Raw genomic sequence first — 19,855 nt, 5'->3', positions numbered from 1 at the left:
TCGAAGTCATCGGAAAGAAATCTTCGCGTACGCCCCGTGACTCTCTCCAATCGGTACGGAGTGTCACGGCCGCGCGGGTTGCGGATCGGTAACGGGCGTCTCTACTCTGGTCATTTGTCGGCCCGACAGCAGGTCCGCCCAGCCCGGGCGGTAACGGACCGACACCGCCGAGTCGTTTCCGAGCGAACCGGGGACCCACGTCCCCCGGGGTGAATCCGCAGCCACTGCGGTAGGGCGCCAACTTCCCGCCCGAACCCGTCAGCTAACCCGGTAGGCGGTCAGGAAGAAGGAGAACGGAACCCCGGTGGCACTCCATGCCCCGCGGCCGTCGTCCGAGCGGCCGGCAGCAGCCGGCCCGACGGCGATCGTGCCGCGCCCACGCTGGTCCCGCTTCACCACAGCTCTCGCCGCACTGGTCGGCGTCGCCGTCGTCCTGACCGGCAGCGCCACCGCGGCCCACGCCGACCCGTCCGTCGCCGAGATCGAACGCCAGATCGACGCCGACTGGAACAAACTCGAACCGATCATCGAACGGCACAACGCCACCCGGATCGACCTTGCCGCCAAGCGCAAGCAGGCCGACGCGTTGGCCGCCCAGATCGCCCCGCTGGAGCGTCAGGTCGACGCGGCGATGGACAAGGTCAGCGCCTTGGCCGTACGCGCGTACAAGGGCGAGAACGTCTCCACCGTCAACGCCGTGCTGGGCAGCCGGTCGCCGAGCGAGGTCGTCGGGCAGCTCGAAATGCTCGATCGTTTCGCGCACAACCAGCAGCAGGACGTCCGCGAGGTGGCCGACCTGCGCGACGAGCTGGCTGCGAAGAAGGCTCCGCTCGACGAGATGGTGTCCCAGCTGACGCGCACCGAGGCCCAGCTGGCGGCGAAGAAGAAGCAGATCAACGAGGAGATCGACCGCCTCCAGAAGCTGCGCCTCAAGGTGTACGGCAACGGGGGCGGCGGCCCGCTGCGTCCCGCGCCCTGCCCGGCGAGCTACCCCGGCGGTGCCGCCGGCACGGCAGTGAAGTTCGCCTGCGCGCAGATCGGCAAGCCCTACGTGTGGGGCGCCGAGGGCCCGAACTCGTACGACTGCTCCGGGCTGATGCTCGCCGCGTGGGCGAAGGCCGGCGTGAGCCTGCCGCACAACGCCGCCGCGCAGAGTCGGGTCACGAAGAACGTCAGCCGGGCCGATCTGCGCGCCGGTGACCTGGTCTTCTACTACAGCGACATCCACCACGTCGGCATGTACGTCGGCAACGGCTGGGTGGTGCACGCCTCCCAGGCCGGTCAGCCGGTCAAGATGAAGAAGGTCGACGACGGCCCGATCCACAGCTACGGCCGCCCCGGCTGATCAGAGGTGACCGAAGGGCCCGTCGCGATCCGTTCGCGGCGGGCCCTCGTCGTTCTTGCCTCAGCGGGTCGGCCAGGTGCGCCAGTGCTGCCAGGCCCGGCTGGGCGTCGGCCCCCGCTGGCCCTGGTAGCGCGAGCCGTACACCGCCGAACCGTACGGGTGCTCGGCCGGCGAGGAGAGCCGGAAGATGCACAGCTGGCCAATCTTCATGCCCGGCCAGAGCGTGATCGGCAGGTTCGCCACGTTCGACAGCTCCAGCGTCACGTGCCCGGAGAAGCCCGGGTCGATGAAGCCGGCGGTGGAGTGGGTGAGCAGGCCGAGGCGACCCAGACTCGACTTGCCCTCCAGCCGGCCGGCGAGCTGGTCGCCAAGCGAGATCACCTCGAGCGTCGAGGCGAGCACGAACTCCCCCGGGTGCAGCACGAATGGCTCGCCATCGGGCACCTCGACCACCGAGGTCAGGTCGTCCTGCTGCATGGCCGGGTCGATGTGGGTGTAGAGGTGGTTGTTGAAGACCCGGAACAACCTGTCGAGTCGTACGTCGATGCTGGACGGTTGAACCAGCATGGGCTCGAAGGGCTCCAGGCCCAGCGAGCCGGCCTTGATCTCGGAGACCAGGTCGCGGTCGGAGAGCAGCATCGGACCACCATAGCGCCTTGCGTGCCAGCCGAATTCGGTGCCGGTGACCAGCGCGTCGAGGTCGCTGGTCGTACATTTGTTCGATAGAATGCCCGCATGGCTTCCTGGTCCGAATTCGCCGCCGACGAGCCCCGACTCGCCGACGGGATCCGCGTTCTCCTCCAGCAGTACGGGCCGGGCTTCGGCTACCTGGCCACGGTCCGCGCCGACGGCGGGCCCCGGGTCCATCCGGTCTCCCCGGTCATCACCGACGAGGGCCTCTTTTGCTTCGTCATCGACTCCCCGAAGCGCCGTGACCTCGAACGGGACGGCCGATACGCGCTGCACTCGTTCCCGCCGGAGGAGAGCGACGACGAGGCGTACGTGGCGGGTCACGCCCGACCGGTGACCGACCCGGCCCAACTGGCCCGGTTGGCCGAGGGGGCCCGGGCCGAGCCGTACGTCGACTGGAGGCTGTTCGAGTTCACCGTCGACGTGGCGATGTTGACCCGCCGCGAGCAGCCCGTCCCGGGCATTCCGGGTTACGCGCCGGGCCGGCCGGCCGTGCAGGTCTGGCTCGACCCGCACGCTCCGCCGGTGGCTGCCGCGCCTGTCGCCGTACCGCCGGCGCGGCCGACCCGTCGCAGCCGTGACGTGCAGTGCACGGCCGCCTGACCACGGCCAGAAAGACGCCGGTGCCGGCTCCGTCGTGACGGAGCCGGCACCGGGTGTACGCGGAGAAGCTACGCGGCGCGGTAGGCGTTCCACGCGGTGATCATGCGGCTCGCCTGTCCCGGGGTGAACTGGTACATGCACGAGTCGTAGGTGTAGTCCATGAAGTTGGTGATCGGGTCCAGCCCGGTCGCCGAGCAGGTGTTCCGCCCGGTCGGGCACTGGTAGGCCGGCGACGCCTCGGCCGGGGTGTCGCTGACGCCGTCACCCGAGCCGCCGCAGCCACCCTGGAAGGTGTGGTAGAGGTTCAGCCAGTGGCCGACCTCGTGGGTGCCGGTGTCGCCCTGGTTGTAGTTGGTGGCGGTGCCGCTCGGCAGCGACTCGCTCAGCACGACCACGCCGTCCATGCTGCTCAGGTTGCGCTGCGGGAAGGTCGCCCATCCCAGCAGGTCGTTGCTCAGCTCACCGAGGTAGATGTTGAGGGTGTTCTTGCCGCCCACCCGCAGTGAGGACTTCATCGACCGCTCCGCCGACGAGCCCTGCACGATCGGGTACCACGACGGGTTCGTCACTCGGTTGATCTTGTCGAGTCGGAAGGCGAACGCGGTGACCGCTCCGCCGGTCGAGCCGGCGTAGGCCTGGTTCAGCACGGTGATCTGCGAGGTGATCATCGAGTCGGGGATGTTGCCGCCGGCCCGCGTGCTGTTCTCCTGGATCACGTGCACGACCACCGGGATGGTGACCGTGGCCAGCGCCGTCGCGCCGGCGCCGGTGCGGAAGTTGGCGCGCTCGCGCAGCGCCGCCGCGAGGTCCGCGTCCCGCTCGCGGACCTGCTTCGCGGTCAGCTCGTTCGGGTCGTGCTTGGCCGCCGCACCGGGCTTCATCCGGGCATTGGAGTGGCTGTCGGCCGGCTCCACGCAGGCGCCGCCGGGCGCCGCGGAGAAGGCCGAAGCAGCCGGAACGACGCCCACCGCGGCGGTGCTGAGCAGCAGCGCGAGCGTCGTCGACGCGACACCGGCGGCACGCCGGGTCAGCAGGTTGGGACGGGGTCCCATGGGCCCACCTCTTTCTGGCGGCGCGGCAGGGGGTGTGTCACGCCGTGGCTGGCAACGTGTGGCAGACGTTACAACTGATCGACGCATTTGAGAACGGCCATATGTTGCCGTCCGGAAACTTCTTCCTGGGCGTGCGGGGGTGGCGGGCTCGCGGGGGGTGCCTGGGTGCACCGGCTCGACCACTCGGGTACAGTGGGGCCGCCTGCGGGTGTAGTTCAATGGCAGAACATCAGCTTCCCAAGCTGACAGTGCGGGTTCGATTCCCGTCACCCGCTCCAACGTGCGAAAGCCCTGGTCAGGACATGAGTCCCAACCAGGGCTTTCGCGTTGTCGGAAGAGCCGAAACCGGCCGTGGGCCTCGGGCTGCTCCAGGCCACTCGAGACGTACCCCAGCGGCGTACGCACAGCGACCTTCTACGACCCGGACGGCAACGAACTGAGCTTCGGCGGCGCACCACTCTGACGCATCCTCCGGCGACCTCGACCTGTGGTACGGCACCCTCATCTGGCGCGAAGAGGTTGCCAGGACCTGAGGATCGGGTGACCGACGGGCGGCGTTCACCGAGACGGCCGGTGGTCAGCCCGCGGCTTCGGTGCCTCGAGGATCGCCGTACTCCACACGCTTCGGCGAGCGCCTGCAGACCGCTCTGCCAGCTTCTCCTGATCCGCGACTTTCTGCTGGTCGGGGCAAGGAATCGGCACCGGTTCCTGCGCGGTCGATCGTCCAGCTTCACCCGGGCGGAGCCTGCCGTTGTCAGGCGGGTCACTTGACAACCTCAGATGAAAGTGGTTGATTACTTACATCAGCCGCCAGGGTTGAAGTGCAAGGAGGTGAAGGGCCTCGCCCGCGCGGCCTGTTTGCCCCGGATCGCAGTGATTCGAGGGGGATAGGTCGAGCAGGTTGACCCCCGCACTGGGGGTTCGCGGAACCTCTTTGCTCAGTAAAGGATGCGGTCAACCAATTCCAAAGTGATCGACCGCCGACCGACCGACCCGTCACCGACGGGTCACCCAGACAGAGAAGGACGTTCATGAGTAACGCCGTATCCACCCCGCAGAACACCGACGTCGACGCTGTGCGGGCCGCCGCGCAGCAGGCGTTCAAGAACCACCTGGAGTACCTCTCCTCCGGGCGGATCCCGGAGTGGGTGGCCCTGTTCACCGAGGACGGAATACTGGAGTTCCCGTACGCCCCCGAGGGCTACCCCACCCGCACCGCCGGCGAGGCGAACCTGTACGAGTACATGAAGAACTTCCCGCAGCACTTCAAGGTCGAGTTCATCGATCTGCACTTCCACGAGACCACCGACCCGTCGCTGGTCATCGCCGAGTTCAAGAGCCGGGGCACCGCACTGACCACCGGCCGCCCCTACAACCAGACCTACATCTCGGTCGTGGAGACGAGGGACGGCAAGATCAGCCGGTACGTCGACTTCTGGAACCCGATCGTCGGCATGGAAGCCCTCGGCGACAGCCCTGAGGACATGGTCTCCGCCTTCAGCAACGAGTGACACTCCGCGCCACTCTCGCGGTAGCGGGCGGGCCGCCACCAGCGACCCGCCCGCGCCGGGCCGGCCAGCGCCCCGGGCCGGCGCTTCCACCGCCCGCGCCTACAATCGGACCCGCATCCTGGTCGTGGATACGAGGACCGGCAAGATCAACCGGTACGCCGAGACTTCGGGAACCCGACGAGTGCTCTCCGCCTCAGCAAAGACCGACACAGTCCTGGCGATTTGACGTCGTGCCTATGAAAGTGGTGGGTTACTTCCATGGAGACGAGGACACGGCAGCGCTCCACTGCCGAGGAGCGCCGGGCGACGGTCATGCGTACGGCGATCAAGACTTTCGCCGAGCGCGGCTACTACGGGACCTCGACGATGGACGTGGCCAAGGCCGCCGGCATCTCCCAGGGATACCTGTACCGGCTGTTCAAGGACAAGCAGACGCTGTTCGCGGTTCTGGTCGACTACTGCTCGACCCGCCTGCTCGAAGGCGCCGCCGCCGCTGCCGCATCGGTGCAGAGCACCGATCCCAAGGTGGTGCTGGGGGCGCTCACGGCCTCGTACGACGGGGTCATCGCCGACCGCGACGTGCTGATGATCCTCCTGCACGCGCAGGGCTGCGCGGGTGAGCCGGTCATCGGCGAGGCAATCCGCGCCTGTTACGCCAAGCAGGTCGAGTACGTCCGCGCCGTCTCCGGCGGCTCCGACGAGCAGTTGCGCCGCTACTTCGCCGACGGACTGCTGTCCAACGTCCTGGTCGCGATCGACGCGCTCACCCTCGACGCACCGTGGGCCCGCACGCTGCGCGGCTGAGGACAACTCCCCATCGCCAACGGGCATCCCCGCCGTTGGTGCCCTCTGCCGGACCGCCATGTGACGGCCGGAATATTAAGCGGTCCACCGCATAGCTTCACCGGAAACCTGGACCTCGTCGCCGGGCGCCGACCCCTCGGCGAAGCCAGCCAACCCGCCCGCCGGGACCACCCGCAGCCCTGTGATCCCGACAGCTGACGCTTCGCGATCCCGTCCAGCGGCAGGAGGATGAAGGGTGACCTCGACACGCTCGACGCCCCGCACAACGGCCGACGTGCTGGCCAGGACCCGGTTCTCAGTCCTGGACCGCTCCCGCACCCGTACCGGCGACGACCCGGCCGAGGCGCTGCGGGCCACCGTCCGCTTCGCCCAGCAGGCCGAGGCCCTGGGCTACCACCGGTTCTGGGTCTCCGAGCACCACGGGGTGCCCGGCGTCGCCGGCTCCGCCCCCACCGTGCTCGCGGCAGCGATCGGCTCCGCGACGTCAGGGATCCGGGTCGGAACCGGCGGCGTCATGCTCCCCAACCACCGACCCCTCGTCGTCGCCGAACAGTTCGGGGTCCTCGAATCCCTCTTCCCCGGCCGCATCGACATGGGGCTCGGCCGGTCGGTCGGGTTCACCGACGGCGTCCGCAAGGCACTCGGCCGCGACAAGCACGACGCCGACGACTTCGCGGAACAGTTGCGGGAACTGCTGGGTTGGTTCACCGGCGAGCAGACCGCCCACCCGCAGGTCCACGCCCATCCCGCCGAGGGTCTGCGCCCCGCACCTTTCATCCTGGCCATGGGTGCTGGTGCCGCGATCGCCGCGGATCAGGGGCTGCCCCTCGTGATAGGCGACCTGCGCGATCAGGACCGGATGCTCGGGGCCATCGACACCTACCGGAACGGCTTCCGCCCCTCCCGATGGTCCGAACACCCCTACGTCGTCGTGTCCGGCACAGTGGCCGTCGCCGCCACCACCGACGCGGCACGACGCCTGCTGATACCGGAAGCCAAATCGATGGCGCACTCCCGCACACACGGCGTCTTCCCGCCCCTGGCCCCGGCCGACCAGACCGAAGCGCGGTCGATGACGGCCAAGGAACTGAAGCACTACGAAGACGCTCTGCGCGGCCACATCCACGGCACGGAGGACGACGTGGCCGAACAACTGGCGACGATCGTGACAGCGAGCGGCGCCGACGAGGTACTCGTCACCACCAGCACCTACGACCGCGCAGAGATGTACGACTCCTACCGCAGGCTGGCCCGCGCCCTGGGCCTGTCAGAGCCTCGCCTTCCCGAAGGGAACCGCCTTGCATCCACACATTGACGACCGCTCGGCCGTGCAGGACACGCTTGTGCGAATGGCCTGGTACATCGACCGACGCAACTGGAAGGGCCTGGCCGACGAGGTCTTCGCGGACATGATCCGTGTCGACTACACGGCGGTCTGGGGTGGCGAAGCCGAGGTGCTTCGAGGGCAGGACCAGGCCAACCGTTGGGAACGGGACCTCGCGCATCTCGACGCGACCCAGCACGTCATCACCGGGGTGCTGGTGTCCGTCGACGGTGACGAGGCGACCGCGACCGCGAACACACAGGCACACCTCGTACGACGTGGTGCCACCGCCGGGCCTTTGTGGTCGAACGGCGGGACCTACACCACCCGCCTGCGCCGCGGTGCCCACGGGTGGCGGATCACGGCGCTCATCGTCGAACTCCTGTGGGACTCGGGCAACGCAGCGGTTCTCAACGGAGACGAAGACGGCATGCCGACCTCCGACAATGGCGCCACCGATGCGCAGTCCACAAGCGAGCTAGGGTAACGCGCTCGTACGTTGGTCGTGGTGACACGGACCCACGGGACGCCTGTCAGGGCGAGTGATGTCTGGTCCCGTTTGGCGTCGTGGAAGGGCGACCACCAGTAGTCGACCACCACCCGCAGGAGCGTCCTTTTCTGTTCCGAGGTGCGGTCGAAGGCGGAGATCCGGGCAGCCGCCGGGTGCTGGCCGGTCCGGCTGTCGCCGGAGCATGTGCCGTGCTCCGCGCCGTGTTGCAACCCCGTCGTACGGCCGGTCCTTCGGCAGATGAAGCAGTCGAGGCTCAGTTCGACGTCGTCCGTCCAGTGCAGATTGTGGAAGGGCGAGTCGCTGACAGCCAGCACAGCCGTGACTTCGACGGATCGCAGCATGGCTCGATCCTGTCAGTGTGGGGATTGGCAGTGCAGTGTCGGCAAGCGCTTCGTCGAGTGGGATGCGCTGCCCTGGCCGTCGTTTCACCGGCGGCTACCGGCGGGCAGGTGGCGGCGTGATGATCTCAGTAGCATGCGCGAATGCGCCGACCAGTGATCTTCGACCTCTTCCACACCCTCGTTCACGGCGCCGATGACGAGCGTGACCGGGTGGTCGGCGAGATGGCGCTCATGGTCGGGGTGGCTCCGGCCGCTCTGATCGCGGCGTACCACGCCACCTGGCGGGACCGGCTGGTCCGGTGGGACGTGGAGGAGACACTCCGCATCCTCGTCGGACGTCTGGGCGGCACGCCGACCGACGAACAGGTGACGCGGGCCGGGGAGCATCGGCGGGACCTCGCGCGCCGGGTACTGGGCGGTGTTTCGACCGCCACCATGGACGTGCTCGACGCGCTCCGTGCCGACGGGCATCCGCTGGCCCTCATCAGCAACGCCACCTCGGAGACCGCCGAGGCATGGCCGCGGAGCCCGCTCGCCAGCCGCTTCGACGTCGCGGTCTTCTCCTGTGAGGTCGGGTTGGCCAAGCCCGGTCCGGCGATCTACCACACTGCCGCTGAGCGGCTGGGCGTCGCGCCGGCAGCGTGCGTCTACGTGGGCGACGGCGCAGACGGCGAGCTGGCCGGGGCGGCAGCGGTCGGCATGACAGTGCTGAGGACCACGGAGCACAACGACACCGACCCGAGCTGGGGCGGGCCGGCGTTCGCGGCCCTTGGCGACCTGCCCACCCTGCTTCACCAGCCGTCTCGGGGGTAAGTCGGACTGCCCGGGATCGTCAACGGCGCCGCACCCTGTTACTCGTCGCTGCGGCAGGGGCGAGGGTTGGCGTTGCGCAGCCTGATGCCGCTGAAGCCGACCGAGCTGTCGGTCACCACGTCCCAGAAGGGCCACAGGTTGTCCAGCACTCGTCGCTGGATTCCCGCCTCGGCGTGGCACCGCAGCAGGTCACCCACCGGCTCGGGAGGGCCGAGGGGTGTCACCGGCTCGACCGCCAGGAGCGCGTGCGGTTCGGGAGCGCCGAAGGGTTGGAAGCGATCGGCTGGTAGCCGGTACGCGAACAGTCGCGCCCTGTCCACCGCCTCCGGCCAGCCGTACTCGATCGCATGGACCCGCCCGCCGCAGCCCGCTCCGATGACGCGATCACGATCCGCCCGGGAGGTGGTCGGCAGCACCCAGGCCATGGCCCGGGGGCATTGGCGCGGGAACCAGTAGTCGTGAGCCCGGTCGTGGTCGACGGCCCACACGTAGGCGTCCGGCTGCTGGGCGGTCGCGGCGACATGCGGAACGAAACGCCTGATCGTCGGATCCTTCGAGAAATGCAGCACCTGCCCGGGCTCCGGTCGTATCTGCTTGTTTCTACCTCTGTGGGGTGCAGAGCTCTACCACTTTCCGGCATCCGTACGAGGCGGCACGGACTCGGGGTCGGCGGGTTCATCGTCTCCAGAACAGGAGATGGGTGACTCCGCTGGCGCTGGGCACCGACTCGAGGTGGAAGCGGTCGAGAAGTTCGTCGGGGCCGTTCCACAAGCGCTCGCCCCGGTCGAGGTCGACCGGCGCGACGGCGATGTGCATCGTGTCGACCAGGTCGGCCTCGAGGAACTCGCGGATGGTCGCGACTCCACCACCGAGGCGTACGTCCCGACCGTCGGCTGCCTGTCTGGCCCGGTCCAGGGCCTCGGTAGGGCTGGCATTGAGGAAGTGGAACGTGGTGTCGGACAGGGTGAACGACGGCCGCACATGGTGGGTGAGCACGAAGACCGGCGTGTGGAAGGGCGGGTTGTCTCCCCACCAGCCCTGCCAGTCGTGGTTCTCCCAGGGGCCACGCTGGGGGCCGAACTTGTTGCGACCCATGATCTCCGCGCCGATGTTGCACTCGGCGTCGCGGGTCAGGTAGTCGTCGAGGCCGCGAGTGCCGCCGGGTTCGGTGCGGTACACGAAGCTTGCGGTGGCGGCCCGCCAGGAGAACAGCGGGTTGGGGTCCGCGTGGCCGAAGGGCCGCTCCAGGCTCTGCCCCTCTCCGGTCCCGAACCCGTCGCGCGAAACGTTGAAGCACTGCACCCGCAGCAGCTGTGGCATTGGCGTCTCCTTCCGAGTTGTGGGTGGTGATTCAGTTCGTGGTCACCGTCGGGCCGCCGCCGCTGCCCCTGTCGTCGAGCACCACCGGGGCGCGACCGCGCACGTCGTACCGGATGTGGGTGACCTGCGGGGTGTGGATGACCCGCGTCGGCGTCAACTCGATCGCTTCCTTGTCGCCGAGGTCGAGGTCTGCGTCGAACAGCCGCAGCCCGGTGCCGAGCACGACAGGTACGACGTGCAGCTCCAACTCGTCGAGCAGCCCCGCCTTGAGGACCTGCCGGACGAGGCTGCCGCCTCCGGCAACGGCGACGTTCTTGCCGCCTGCCGCGGCGCGCGCCTGCTCGACGGCGCTGGCCACGCCGTCGGTGACGTAGGTGAAGCTGGTGCCGCCGTCGCGCAGCAGGGTCTGGCGGGGGCGGTGCGTGACCACGAAGACAGGTGCCCGGAACGGCGGGTCCGCCCCCCACGGCACCTCGCCGCCGTCGGCCATCCGGCGACCCATGACGTACACGCCGGCCGCCTCGAACGACTCGGCTACCACGGCGGAGTTGGTGTCCTGTTCCCCGCCGGCGAAGCCCTGCCGCTCGCGCCACGACATCGCCTCGGTCACCCAGCGTGTGACCCGGAAGAATCCCGCGCTCTCGGCCGAGTCCATCCAGTCGCCGTCGCCTGTGAACTTCGGGCCGGCGTAGAAACCGTCCGCCGACACGGAGAGCTGTGCAGTCACCTTCGTCATCTCGCGTGGTTCCTCTCCTCGATGGCACCGGGCTTCGGTGCCTACTCAGGGAGGGGTCGGAGCCGATCGGCAAGCCCCTACAGCAGGCAACTGTGACGGGCGCCACACTGGTGCGCCGGCTGTCGTGAAGCGGTGGACGACCGCCAGGGCAGGTGCATCCGGCGCGGCTAGGCTGGCGATCATGCGGATTGGCATTGTGATCCTGCCGGATCAGCGTTGGGCGGAGTCGCGCAGTCGTTGGCGGCAGGCCGACGAGTGGGGCTTCGACCACGCCTGGACGTACGACCACCTGGGCTGGCGGGATCTCGTCGACGGCCCGTGGTTCGACTCGATGGGCACGTTGACCGCCGCCGCCACGGTGACCGAGCGGATCCGGCTGGGCACCCTCGTGGCGTCGCCGAACTTCCGCCACCCGGCCGCGTTCGCCAGGCAGATCACGACTCTGGACGACGTGTCGGATGGCCGGCTGCTGCTGGGCCTGGGCGCGGGCGGGATCGGCTTCGACTCGGCGGTGCTGGGCGGCGAGACGTTGCCGCCGCGTCAGCGGGTCGACAGGTTCGCCGAGTTCACCGAGCTGCTGGATCTGATCCTGCGGGAGGACGGCACCACCTGGCGGGGCGAGTGGTTCGCCGCGGCGGACGCCCGCAACAATCCCGGCTGCGTGCAGCAGCCCCGGGTGCCGTTCGTGGTGGCCGCCAACGGGCCACGGTCGATGCGCCTCGTGGCCCGGTTCGGTCAGGGTTGGGTGACCACCGGCACCGACGCCGACGACGTGAAGGGCTGGTGGGACACCGTCTCGGCGCTGTCGGCGCGGATGGACCGCACGTTGGACGAGGCCGGCCGCGATCCGGCCACACTGGACCGTTACCTCTCGCTGGACGCGGCGCCGGTGTTCTCGCTCAGCAGCGCGCAGTTCTTCGCCGATCAGGTCGGCCGTGCCGCCGACCTGGGTTTCACCGACGTGGTGACGCACTGGCCGAGGGCCAGCAGTTGGTACGCCGGTGACGAGGCCGTGCTGGAGGATGTGGCGACCCGGTTGCTGCCCGCGCTGCGGGGCTGAGGCCCTACCGTCAGGTGCCGAGGTCGCCGCCTGCCACGCCGCCCTCGCCGCCGGAGACGAGCCCCAGCCGCAGGCACACGATCGGCGTGTCGTCGTCGACAGGGGTGCCGAGCCGCGCCCAGTAGGCCGAGTGGCCGGCCCGCCACTCCTCGATCGACCGGTCGCCCTCACCCTCGGCGCGGGCGAACTCCCAGGGCACGTCGCCGAAGCGGACCACCTCGACGCCGGTGATCTCGACGACGCCGGCCAGCGCGTCGTCGTCGACGACGAGTGCCACCCGCTCGCCGACCTGCTCCAACTCCTCGCCCTCCTCTTCGTACTCGGCGAGCCGGCCGGCGGTGGCGGTCTTCACGCCGGCCAGCACGAGGGTGTTCAGGGTCGTCCGTAGCTCGCCGGGGGTGCCGAGGGCGAGGGTGCGCAGTTCACCGATCCGAGGCCACATCCTGCCGAGGCTAGGCGAGCGCGGCCCGGCCCGCCGCCGCAATCTTGCTCAGATCAGCTGCCCGGCGTAGCCGGCGGCGGTGAGCAGCCGCTCGTCGCCCGTCGCCGCGTGCGCGTCGAGGACCGCGTCGGCCAGCTTGACCACGTGCTCGTCGCCGTGCCGGGCCGCGCGGGCGAACACCTCCGCCGGTGTCGCGGCGGTCACGGTCGGCGGCGCGATCCCGTCGGTCGGGGCGTACACCGAGGTCATGGCCGCCGTCGCGGCCCAGGCCGCGGCGAGGCTCGGCGCCCACAGCGCCCGGTCCAGTGCCGGCAGGGTACGCAGCACCGCGGTCGGGGCGGTCACCGCGTGTACGAGCATGACAGGCGACGCGTGCCCGTAGCGCAGGTAGTTGAGGCCGGCGCGGTGCACGAGCGTGGTGAGCCCCCGCTGCGCCTCGGCCGGGGTCCGCGCGGGGCGCAGCGCCGCCAGCGCCGGCTCCCACCGGGGTACGCGGGCGAGCCGACCCAGCCGGTCCCGGACGCCCCCGCTCTGGTCGTCGATCCGGGGCACCCCGGCCAGCGCGGCGTCGATGTCCACCTGCTCCCGCGCGGCGGTGGGGTCGGCGACGAGCCGGTCGGCGCCGGGGACGGGCTGCCACCGGGCCGCCCAGTAGCCGAGGGCCTGCGCCAGTTCGGTGATCCGGTGGGGGGTGGTGTCGTCCGCTTCGAGCGCGCGTACGGCGTGCCCGACCCGGATCACGCCGTGGGTGGCGCCGGCCGCGATGCCCGGCAGCAGTCGGGGCCACCAGGTGCCGAGCACCTCGCGCCAGGGGTGTTCGCGCAGTTCGCTGTCGAAGTGGGCCAGCCAGTCGCCGGCCCGTTTCGCGTCGCCGAGCGCCGTGCGCCAGTCGGCGATGGGGTGCAGGCCCCGGGGTAGCTCGTCGAGCCGGCCGAGGTACCCGTCGAGCCAGCGGTGCACCCGCTGCTGGTGCCCGTGCCGGGTCAGCGCCTCGACCGCCATCGGCCCGTGGTTGGAGAGCCAGCCCTCGTATTCGGGACCGGTGCGGTGCAGCCGTTCGTACGCCTCGTCGAGGATTCCGTCGCTCATGGTTCGATCGTCGAAGATGAACCGAGCTTGAGGTCAACCCCGCAGATCCGCTCCGGTGATCAGACAGGTGATCCGTAGCGCGGCCGCGACCTCGGGTGGGCAGTCCAGGGCCACCACCGCGGCGCCCAGCACTTCGGCGCCGCGTGTCGCGCAGATGTCGTGGAGCGCGTGGATCTGCGCCCCGGTACGGACCCAGTCGTCCACCACCAGGACCCGGTCGTCGGGGCCGAGGTGTCGGTCCCGCACGGCCAGCTCGACCCGCCGACCCCGGTAGTCCGGCGGGCTCTGGGCCCAGGTGAGCGGGCCGGCCGGCAGGCGTCCGTCGCCGGGTTTGTGCGCGGCCACGAAACCGACGCCGAGGGCTGTGGCGGCCAGCGGGCCGAGCAGCAGACCGGTGACCGCAGGGGCGAGCACCACAGTCGGTCGGGCCGTCCGGTACGGCGCCACCAGGGCCGGTCCCAGGTCGGCCAGGACGCCTGGGTCGCGCCACCAGCCGGAGATGTCGCTGACCAGGTGGCTGGCACCGGGGCCGGGGTCGATCCACCGGAACAGGGCGGCCAGGCGTTCGGTCAGCTCACTGGGCATCCGCCCATCGTGCGGCACGGGCGCTCGATACAGCCGCACCGGGGCCGGTCGACCCATGCCGGCTCGGATGATCGGCTACACGTACCAGGTTAAATGCGGGCATACCACAACGATCACGTTGACGTCGGAAGTGCTTCTCTCGTTACGGTCCGAGCCGGTTTGTTCAGTCGACGAAAGGAACCGGGCCGGTGGCAGGCAGGCACTCCCGTACCCGCATCTTCTCCTCTCCGGCGGGCATCGCGGCCACCGCGGCGGTCGGCGTCGTCCTCGCCGTCGGAGGCACAGTCGGTGCCGTCCAGCTGACCTCGGGTTCCGAGCCGGCGGGCCAGGCGGCCCTCGAGTTCACCCCGACCACCGCCCCCAGCAGCCTCGACGCGACCAGCCCGGCGGCCTCCCCGAGTGCCAGCGCCTCGCCGAGCGCGACGGCCAGCCCCTCGCCCAGCCGGTCCAAGCAGGCCGCCTCCCGGGCCAAGGCCCGCACCGCCTCCCCGAAGCCGAGCCCCACCGCGAAGAAGACCACGGCTGCGGCGAAGGTGCTCCAGAGCGGTTCGTGCGGCGCCTCGTTCTACTCCGACGGGCAGCTCACCGCCAACGGCGAGTCGTTCAACCCGAACGAGCTGACCGCAGCGCACAAGACGCTGCCGTTCAACACCAAGGTCCGCGTGACCAATCCGAACAGCGGCAAGTCGGTGGTGGTTCGGATCAACGACCGGGGTCCGTTCATCGACGGCCGTTGCCTGGATCTCTCCCGGGCCGCGTTCGCCACCATCGCGTCGGTGGACGTCGGTGCGCTCACCGTCCGCTACGAGGTGCTCGGCTGAGTGGTTCGGTTCCCGCCGATCCGGCCGGACACCCGGGCCGGCCGGTCAGAACCTCCTCGGACGACGGGCCAGGTTCATTCACGCGCTCACGTGGATCAGGCATGCTGTCCCTCGTACCCACGCGACTCCTCCAGTCGGGCCGTCGCCCGCTGAGCCCCGGATCCCGCGCCGGCCTCGGCGCGGCCATCGCCCTGCTCGTGATCGTCTCCGGGCTTGAGGCGGCGGACGGTCGGGGCGCGCACTACATCGCACTGCTGGCGGCTGCGCCGGTCCTGGCCGCCGCCCTGGCGTCCTGGCGGGTGGTGCTGGGCGTGGGCGCGGCGGCGGCAGTGCTCGGGGTCGGCTTCGCCGTCATCGAGCCGAAGATGGAGCTGGTCACCTCGGTCAACGTGGTCGCCGTCGTGCTCGGCACCGGCCTGGCCGTGGCGGTGGCGGCGGTACGACAGCGGCAGGCCGTTCAGATCGCCGAGCTGTCCAAGCTCGCCTCGGTGGCCCAGCAGGCGGTGCTGCGTCCACTGGGTCCGCAGGTCGGCACGCTCTCGGTGGCCGGTCGCTACATCTCCTCGACGGCGACCGCCGAGATCGGCGGCGACCTGTACGAGGCGATCGACACGCCCTACGGCGTACGCATGATCATCGGTGACGTGCGCGGCAAAGGGCTGGACGCGGTGCGGTTGGCGAGCATCGTCCTCGGCTCGTACCGGCACGTGGCCTACGAGCGGGCGGACCTCCGGGCCGTCGTCGCCGACCTGGACCGGGCTGTCGCCCGCAACGTCGGCGACGAGGACTTCGTGACGGCGGCGTTGGTCGAGGAGCGGGGTGGCACGCTCACCATCGTCAACTGCGGGCACCCGCCGCCGCTGCTGCTCCGCCGGGGCGCGGTGATTCCGCTGGAGCCGCCGGCGCCGGCGCCTCCGCTCGGGTTCATGCCCGTGGTCCGCCCCCGGGTTGAGCGCCTGGAGCCCGGCGACCGGCTGCTGCTGTTCACCGACGGTCTCGGTGAGGCGCGGCGGGACGGCGAGTTCTTCCCCACCGCTGACCGGGCCTGGCGGCTGCTGGGGCACGGCACCGTAGCCGACGGGCTGGCCTCGCTGGAGACGGCCCTGGTGGAGTGGGTGCAAGGCCGGCTCGATGACGACATCGCCCTGGTCCTGATGGAGTACGTGGGTGCCCGCACCGGCGCCGCCGCGGCCGTACCGAGCTGGGAGGTCGGCGCGGCCGAGAGTTGAGCGCCCGTTTGTTACAAGCGTGTGTGTAATCGCTGTCACTCGGTTGATCTGCTTGTCGCTGCCTACCCGCGAGTAATACAGTGTGGGTTACTGATCGGTAACACCTGTCCGGAAGCGGGGCCAGCGAGCATGACCCACTACAAGAGCAACCTGCGGGACCTTGAGTTCAACCTGTTCGAGGTCTTCGGGGCGGACCAGGCGTTCGGCCAGGCACCGTACTCGGAACTCGACGCCGACACGGCCCGCACGTTCCTCGCCGAGCTTGACCGCCTCGCCCGCGAGGACCTGGCCGCCAGCTACACGGACAGCGACCGCAACCCGCCGGTGTTCGACCCGGCCACGCACACCGCGCCGCTGCCGGCGTCGTTCAAGAAGTCCTACCAGGCGTTCATGGACTCCGAGTTCTGGCGCCTGGACCTGCCGCCGCACCTGGGTGGCACCACCGCGCCGCGCGCCCTCTGGTGGGCCCTCGCCGAGCTGGTGCTCGGCTCGAACGCCCCCATCTGGATGTACGCCTCGGGCCCGTCCTTCGCGCACGTGCTGGAGGTCGAGGGCACCGAGCAGCAGAAGCGGTGGGCCAAGCTCTTCATCGACAAGCAGTGGGGCTCCACCATGGTGCTCACCGAGCCGGACGCCGGCTCGGACGTCGGTGCCGGCCGCGCCCGCGCCATCCAGCAGCCGGACGGCTCGTGGCACATCGAGGGCGTGAAGCGCTTCATCACCTCGGGTGAGCACGACCTCACCGACAACATCGTGCACTACGTGCTGGCCCGCCCGGTGGGCGTGGAGGGCCACGGCGGCCCCGGCACCAAGGGCCTGTCGCTCTTCGTCGTGCCGAAGTTCCACTTCGACGAGACCACCGGCGAGCTGGGCGAGCGCAACGGCGTCTACGCCACGAACGTCGAGCACAAGATGGGCCTGAAGGTCTCCAACACCTGCGAGCTGACCTTCGGCGAGCACGGCGTACCGGCCAAGGGCTGGCTGCTGGGCGACAAGCACGACGGCATCCGCCAGATGTTCATGATCATCGAGTACGCCCGGATGCTCGTCGGCACCAAGGCGATCGCCACCCTCTCCACCGGCTACCTCAACGCCCTGGAGTACGCGAAGAACCGGGTGCAGGGCGCCGACCTGGTCCAGCAGATGGACAAGACCGCGCCTCGGGTCACCATCACCCACCACCCGGACGTGCGCCGCTCGCTGCTGCTGCAGAAGTCGTACGCCGAGGGTCTGCGGGCCCTGGTCCTCTACACCGCCACCTGGCAGGACAAGGTGGCGGTCGCCGAGGCGGCCGGTGACGAGAAGGCCACCAAGCTGGCCAAGCGGGTCAACGACCTGCTGCTGCCGCTGGTCAAGGGGGTCGGCTCGGAGCGGGCGTACGAGCTGCTCGGGCACGAGGCGCTGCAGACCTTCGGCGGTTCCGGCTTCCTCCAGGACTACCCGCTGGAGCAGTACGTCCGGGACGCCAAGATCGACACCCTGTACGAGGGCACCACCGCCATCCAGAGCCTCGACCTGATCTTCCGCAAGATCGTTCGGGACAACGGCAAGGCGCTGATGGCGGTCGCCGGCGAGATCCAGGAGTTCATCTCCTCCGAGGCCGGCAACGGCCAGCTCAAGGAGGAGCGGCAGGCGCTCGGCAAGGCCCTCGGCGAGGTCCAGAACATTCTCGGTGTCATGACCGGGTGGCTGGGCGAGGCGCAGGGCGGCGAGGCCCGCGCGCTCTACAAGGTCGGGCTGAGCAGCCGTCGGTTCCTGCTGGCGATCGGCGACCTGGTGGTCGGCTGGCTGCTCCAGAAGCAGGCCGACGTGGCCCTCAAGGCCCTGGCCGGCGAGGTCTCCGCCAGCGACAAGGCGTTCTACACCGGCAAGGTGGCCGCCGCGCGCTTCTTCGCCCGCGAGGTGCTGCCGCGTATCGGCGCCGACCGGCGGATCATCGAGGGCACGGACCTCGACATCATGGACCTCCCGGAGGAAGCGTTCTGACCGTTCCACGGCATGCCTGAGGTTCCGGGTTCGCACCACCTGGCACCTACGGCCGGCGGCCGGCGGGGGCACTTCGCCCCGCCGGCCGTCGCCGTTTTCCGCAACCGGGCCGTAGCGGCCCGGCGGTTTCGCCTGGCCCGCGTCGGCTGTCGGGGTCGGCGGGGACGGGCCCTGTCGGTCGGGTATTCGCGGCGTCGCGTCGGGTAAGCCGGTGCCGTGGCGGGTAACCGTCGCGTGACAACGAAGGTGAACGCCCAGAGCCACCGCACGGGGGAGTGCAGCGCACATGGGTGTAGGAAGCGGAATCTTTCTCATCGCGATCGGCGCGATCCTGACCTTCGCGCTGAGAGCCAACGTCTGGTGGATCGACGTGCGGGCGGTCGGCTGGGTGTTCATCCTGGCCGGGCTGGCTGTCCTGCTGACCACCCTCTGGTTCTGGCAGGACCGGCGTAAGCGGGCCCGAACCCTCATCGTCGAGGAGAACCGGCTCTCCCATCCGACGGCGATGATGCCGCCGCCGCCCGACCCGCCGCCGCCGACCGCGCCACCCTCCTGAGCGGCCCACCCTGAGCCACCCGTCGTCCTCGGCGGGTGGCTCAACCTCGTGCCGTGTGCCGCGCGGTGAGCCGCGCCCCGGCCGGGCCCAGATCCGCCCAGGCGCTGGTGCTCGTGTGCACGGCCGACTCGGCGGTCCGCAGACCCTCCTCGTCCGTCCCCTCCGGGTCGAGGAACGCGGACAGCAGCGAGATGCCCGGGTTGTGGGCGATCAGCAACGCCGTCCGGGCCGCCGGGTCGACGGTGCGGACAAGCGCCAGCAGTTCCTCGGGATGGGCGTCGTACGCGCCCGGCTCGTAGCGGACGGTCGGGCTCGGCCCGGTCGGCCCGCCCTCCGGCGGTGCGCCGGTCATGCCCATCGCCACGCCGTGCCAGGTCTGCCTGGTGCGCCGCGCGGTCGAGCAGATCACCACGTCGGGCAGCAGCCCGTGGTGGGCCAGCCACGCGCCGGCGGCTGCCGCGTCGGCGTCTCCGCGCGGGCTCAGTGGGCGGTTGGCGTCGTCCGCGGCGTCGCTGCCCTGCTCGGCTTTCGCGTGCCGGAGCAGCACCAGTGTCCGTGTCTCGGCGTGGGCGTCCGTCATGTACCCAGCTTGCCCGATTGGCGATCTCCGTGCCGGGGTAAGTCGATGGATGCCGCACCCCTACCGACGGCCGCGGCGGGCAGTACGCCAGGTTAGAGCCGAGGAGCGAAACATGGGCATTGGTGGCAGCATCTTCCTGATCGCGCTGGGCGCGATCCTCGCATTCGCCGTGGAAGCCGACATGGGTTGGCTGAACCTGTCAGTGGTCGGCTGGGTGCTGATGTTGGCCGGTGTCGCCGGCCTGCTCACCACTCTCTACTTCTGGAACAGCCGCCGCCGGGTGGTGGCCGCGCCGGTGCGCGAGGAGCGCGTCGTGGCCGACCGGGTGGTGCCGGTCCAGGACGACCGGGTCGTGCAGGAGTACCGCGAGGTGCGTCGGCCGGGTCCGCCGGCCTGACCCTCGTTCGCGAACTCCGGGGTCCCGCAGCGTGGCGGGGCCCCGGCTCGCGTTTTCCGG

At 70.2% G+C, this 19,855-nt stretch carries 22 protein-coding genes, 1 tRNA gene and 1 riboswitch; of the genes, 14 read left to right on the top strand and 9 right to left on the bottom strand.

Features of this window, described 5'->3' with window-relative positions:
• Positions 1 to 155 precede the first annotated feature (155 nt).
• Positions 156 to 291, top strand: a riboswitch (cyclic di-AMP (ydaO/yuaA leader).
• 13 nt (positions 292 to 304) lie between these two features.
• Positions 305 to 1,345, top strand: a complete 1,041-nt coding sequence (locus ACFY1S_RS14260; RefSeq protein WP_387117040.1) for an NlpC/P60 family protein — start codon at positions 305 to 307, stop codon at positions 1,343 to 1,345.
• Positions 1,346 to 1,405: 60 nt separating this feature from the next.
• On the opposite strand, the gene dcd is transcribed toward ACFY1S_RS14260, so the two are convergent.
• Positions 1,406 to 1,984, bottom strand: coding sequence for a dCTP deaminase (gene dcd / locus ACFY1S_RS14255; protein ID WP_364369958.1), 579 nt, complete (start codon positions 1,982 to 1,984; stop codon positions 1,406 to 1,408).
• A 96-nt stretch (positions 1,985 to 2,080) separates the two neighbouring features.
• Here dcd and ACFY1S_RS14250 point away from each other — a divergent pair, with 96 nt between their 5' ends.
• Positions 2,081 to 2,638, top strand: coding sequence for a pyridoxamine 5'-phosphate oxidase family protein (locus tag ACFY1S_RS14250; protein ID WP_387117036.1), 558 nt, complete (start codon positions 2,081 to 2,083; stop codon positions 2,636 to 2,638).
• 68 nt (positions 2,639 to 2,706) lie between these two features.
• Here ACFY1S_RS14250 and ACFY1S_RS14245 read toward each other — a convergent pair whose 3' ends face one another.
• Positions 2,707 to 3,690 (bottom strand): zinc metalloprotease, encoded by a 984-nt coding sequence (locus ACFY1S_RS14245; RefSeq protein WP_387117033.1) that lies wholly within the window; start codon positions 3,688 to 3,690, stop codon positions 2,707 to 2,709.
• 204 nt (positions 3,691 to 3,894) lie between these two features.
• On the opposite strand from ACFY1S_RS14245, the gene ACFY1S_RS14240 reads away from it, so the two are divergent.
• The 6 genes from ACFY1S_RS14240 to ACFY1S_RS14215 all read left to right on the top strand — a co-directional run bounded on the left by ACFY1S_RS14240 (position 3,895) and on the right by ACFY1S_RS14215 (position 8,994).
• Positions 3,895 to 3,968, top strand: a tRNA-Gly gene (locus ACFY1S_RS14240).
• Between the two features lie 753 nt (positions 3,969 to 4,721).
• Positions 4,722 to 5,201, top strand: coding sequence for a nuclear transport factor 2 family protein (locus ACFY1S_RS14235; protein WP_387117030.1), 480 nt, complete (start codon positions 4,722 to 4,724; stop codon positions 5,199 to 5,201).
• Between the two features lie 258 nt (positions 5,202 to 5,459).
• The gene (locus tag ACFY1S_RS14230; protein WP_387117028.1) at positions 5,460 to 6,005 is read left to right on the top strand and encodes a TetR/AcrR family transcriptional regulator; all 546 of its coding nucleotides are present in this window, start codon (positions 5,460 to 5,462) and stop codon (positions 6,003 to 6,005) included.
• Positions 6,006 to 6,240: 235 nt separating this feature from the next.
• Entirely contained in the window at positions 6,241 to 7,320 is a 1,080-nt protein-coding gene (locus ACFY1S_RS14225; RefSeq protein ID WP_387117025.1) for an LLM class flavin-dependent oxidoreductase, read from the top strand.
• A 34-nt stretch (positions 7,321 to 7,354) separates the two neighbouring features.
• On the top strand, positions 7,355 to 7,816 hold the full coding sequence (locus ACFY1S_RS14220; protein ID WP_387117022.1) for a nuclear transport factor 2 family protein: 462 nt from the start codon (positions 7,355 to 7,357) through the stop codon (positions 7,814 to 7,816).
• A 506-nt stretch (positions 7,817 to 8,322) separates the two neighbouring features.
• Positions 8,323 to 8,994: an HAD family hydrolase gene (locus tag ACFY1S_RS14215; protein ID WP_387117018.1), complete on the top strand. Its 672-nt coding sequence runs from the start codon at positions 8,323 to 8,325 to the stop codon at positions 8,992 to 8,994.
• Between the two features lie 38 nt (positions 8,995 to 9,032).
• Here the strand turns inward: ACFY1S_RS14215 and ACFY1S_RS14210 are convergent, their stop codons facing one another.
• The 3 genes from ACFY1S_RS14210 to ACFY1S_RS14200 all read right to left on the bottom strand — a co-directional run bounded on the left by ACFY1S_RS14210 (position 9,033) and on the right by ACFY1S_RS14200 (position 11,050).
• A complete protein-coding gene (locus ACFY1S_RS14210) occupies positions 9,033 to 9,563 on the bottom strand; it encodes a DUF6886 family protein (RefSeq protein WP_387117015.1) in 531 nt (176 codons plus the stop codon).
• 106 nt (positions 9,564 to 9,669) lie between these two features.
• The gene (locus tag ACFY1S_RS14205) at positions 9,670 to 10,314 is read right to left on the bottom strand and encodes a dihydrofolate reductase family protein (RefSeq protein ID WP_387117012.1); all 645 of its coding nucleotides are present in this window, start codon (positions 10,312 to 10,314) and stop codon (positions 9,670 to 9,672) included.
• Positions 10,315 to 10,345: 31 nt separating this feature from the next.
• The gene (locus ACFY1S_RS14200; protein WP_387117009.1) at positions 10,346 to 11,050 is read right to left on the bottom strand and encodes a dihydrofolate reductase family protein; all 705 of its coding nucleotides are present in this window, start codon (positions 11,048 to 11,050) and stop codon (positions 10,346 to 10,348) included.
• Between the two features lie 181 nt (positions 11,051 to 11,231).
• Here ACFY1S_RS14200 and ACFY1S_RS14195 point away from each other — a divergent pair, with 181 nt between their 5' ends.
• Positions 11,232 to 12,110, top strand: coding sequence for an LLM class flavin-dependent oxidoreductase (locus ACFY1S_RS14195; protein ID WP_387117006.1), 879 nt, complete (start codon positions 11,232 to 11,234; stop codon positions 12,108 to 12,110).
• Between the two features lie 10 nt (positions 12,111 to 12,120).
• On the opposite strand, the gene ACFY1S_RS14190 is transcribed toward ACFY1S_RS14195, so the two are convergent.
• The 3 genes from ACFY1S_RS14190 to ACFY1S_RS14180 are packed head-to-tail and all read right to left on the bottom strand — an operon-like array spanning position 12,121 to position 14,226.
• Entirely contained in the window at positions 12,121 to 12,552 is a 432-nt protein-coding gene (locus tag ACFY1S_RS14190) for an ASCH domain-containing protein (protein ID WP_387117003.1), read from the bottom strand.
• Between the two features lie 48 nt (positions 12,553 to 12,600).
• Positions 12,601 to 13,641, bottom strand: a complete 1,041-nt coding sequence (locus ACFY1S_RS14185) for a hypothetical protein (RefSeq protein ID WP_387117000.1) — start codon at positions 13,639 to 13,641, stop codon at positions 12,601 to 12,603.
• 33 nt (positions 13,642 to 13,674) lie between these two features.
• Positions 13,675 to 14,226: a phosphoribosyltransferase family protein gene (locus ACFY1S_RS14180; RefSeq protein WP_387116997.1), complete on the bottom strand. Its 552-nt coding sequence runs from the start codon at positions 14,224 to 14,226 to the stop codon at positions 13,675 to 13,677.
• 188 nt (positions 14,227 to 14,414) lie between these two features.
• Between ACFY1S_RS14180 and ACFY1S_RS14175 the strand changes: the two genes are divergently transcribed.
• The 4 genes from ACFY1S_RS14175 to ACFY1S_RS14160 all read left to right on the top strand — a co-directional run bounded on the left by ACFY1S_RS14175 (position 14,415) and on the right by ACFY1S_RS14160 (position 18,818).
• Complete coding sequence (locus ACFY1S_RS14175) at positions 14,415 to 15,047, top strand: septal ring lytic transglycosylase RlpA family protein (protein ID WP_364369902.1); 633 nt, start codon at positions 14,415 to 14,417, stop codon at positions 15,045 to 15,047.
• Positions 15,048 to 15,148: 101 nt separating this feature from the next.
• The gene (locus ACFY1S_RS14170; RefSeq protein WP_387116994.1) at positions 15,149 to 16,276 is read left to right on the top strand and encodes a PP2C family protein-serine/threonine phosphatase; all 1,128 of its coding nucleotides are present in this window, start codon (positions 15,149 to 15,151) and stop codon (positions 16,274 to 16,276) included.
• Positions 16,277 to 16,405: 129 nt separating this feature from the next.
• The gene (locus ACFY1S_RS14165) at positions 16,406 to 18,262 is read left to right on the top strand and encodes an acyl-CoA dehydrogenase (protein WP_387116991.1); all 1,857 of its coding nucleotides are present in this window, start codon (positions 16,406 to 16,408) and stop codon (positions 18,260 to 18,262) included.
• A gap of 286 nt (positions 18,263 to 18,548) precedes the next feature.
• Positions 18,549 to 18,818: a DUF6458 family protein gene (locus ACFY1S_RS14160; protein WP_030332052.1), complete on the top strand. Its 270-nt coding sequence runs from the start codon at positions 18,549 to 18,551 to the stop codon at positions 18,816 to 18,818.
• A gap of 40 nt (positions 18,819 to 18,858) precedes the next feature.
• Here ACFY1S_RS14160 and ACFY1S_RS14155 read toward each other — a convergent pair whose 3' ends face one another.
• Entirely contained in the window at positions 18,859 to 19,398 is a 540-nt protein-coding gene (locus ACFY1S_RS14155) for a SixA phosphatase family protein (RefSeq protein WP_387116988.1), read from the bottom strand.
• A 112-nt stretch (positions 19,399 to 19,510) separates the two neighbouring features.
• On the opposite strand from ACFY1S_RS14155, the gene ACFY1S_RS14150 reads away from it, so the two are divergent.
• Positions 19,511 to 19,795, top strand: a complete 285-nt coding sequence (locus ACFY1S_RS14150; protein ID WP_364369889.1) for a DUF6458 family protein — start codon at positions 19,511 to 19,513, stop codon at positions 19,793 to 19,795.
• Positions 19,796 to 19,855: the final 60 nt, after the last annotated feature.

Source organism: Micromonospora sp. NPDC000663 (assembly GCF_042898105.1).
Taxonomy (GTDB): Bacteria; Actinomycetota; Actinomycetes; order Mycobacteriales; family Micromonosporaceae; genus Micromonospora.
This window is presented reverse-complemented; position numbering and strand designations above follow the sequence as displayed.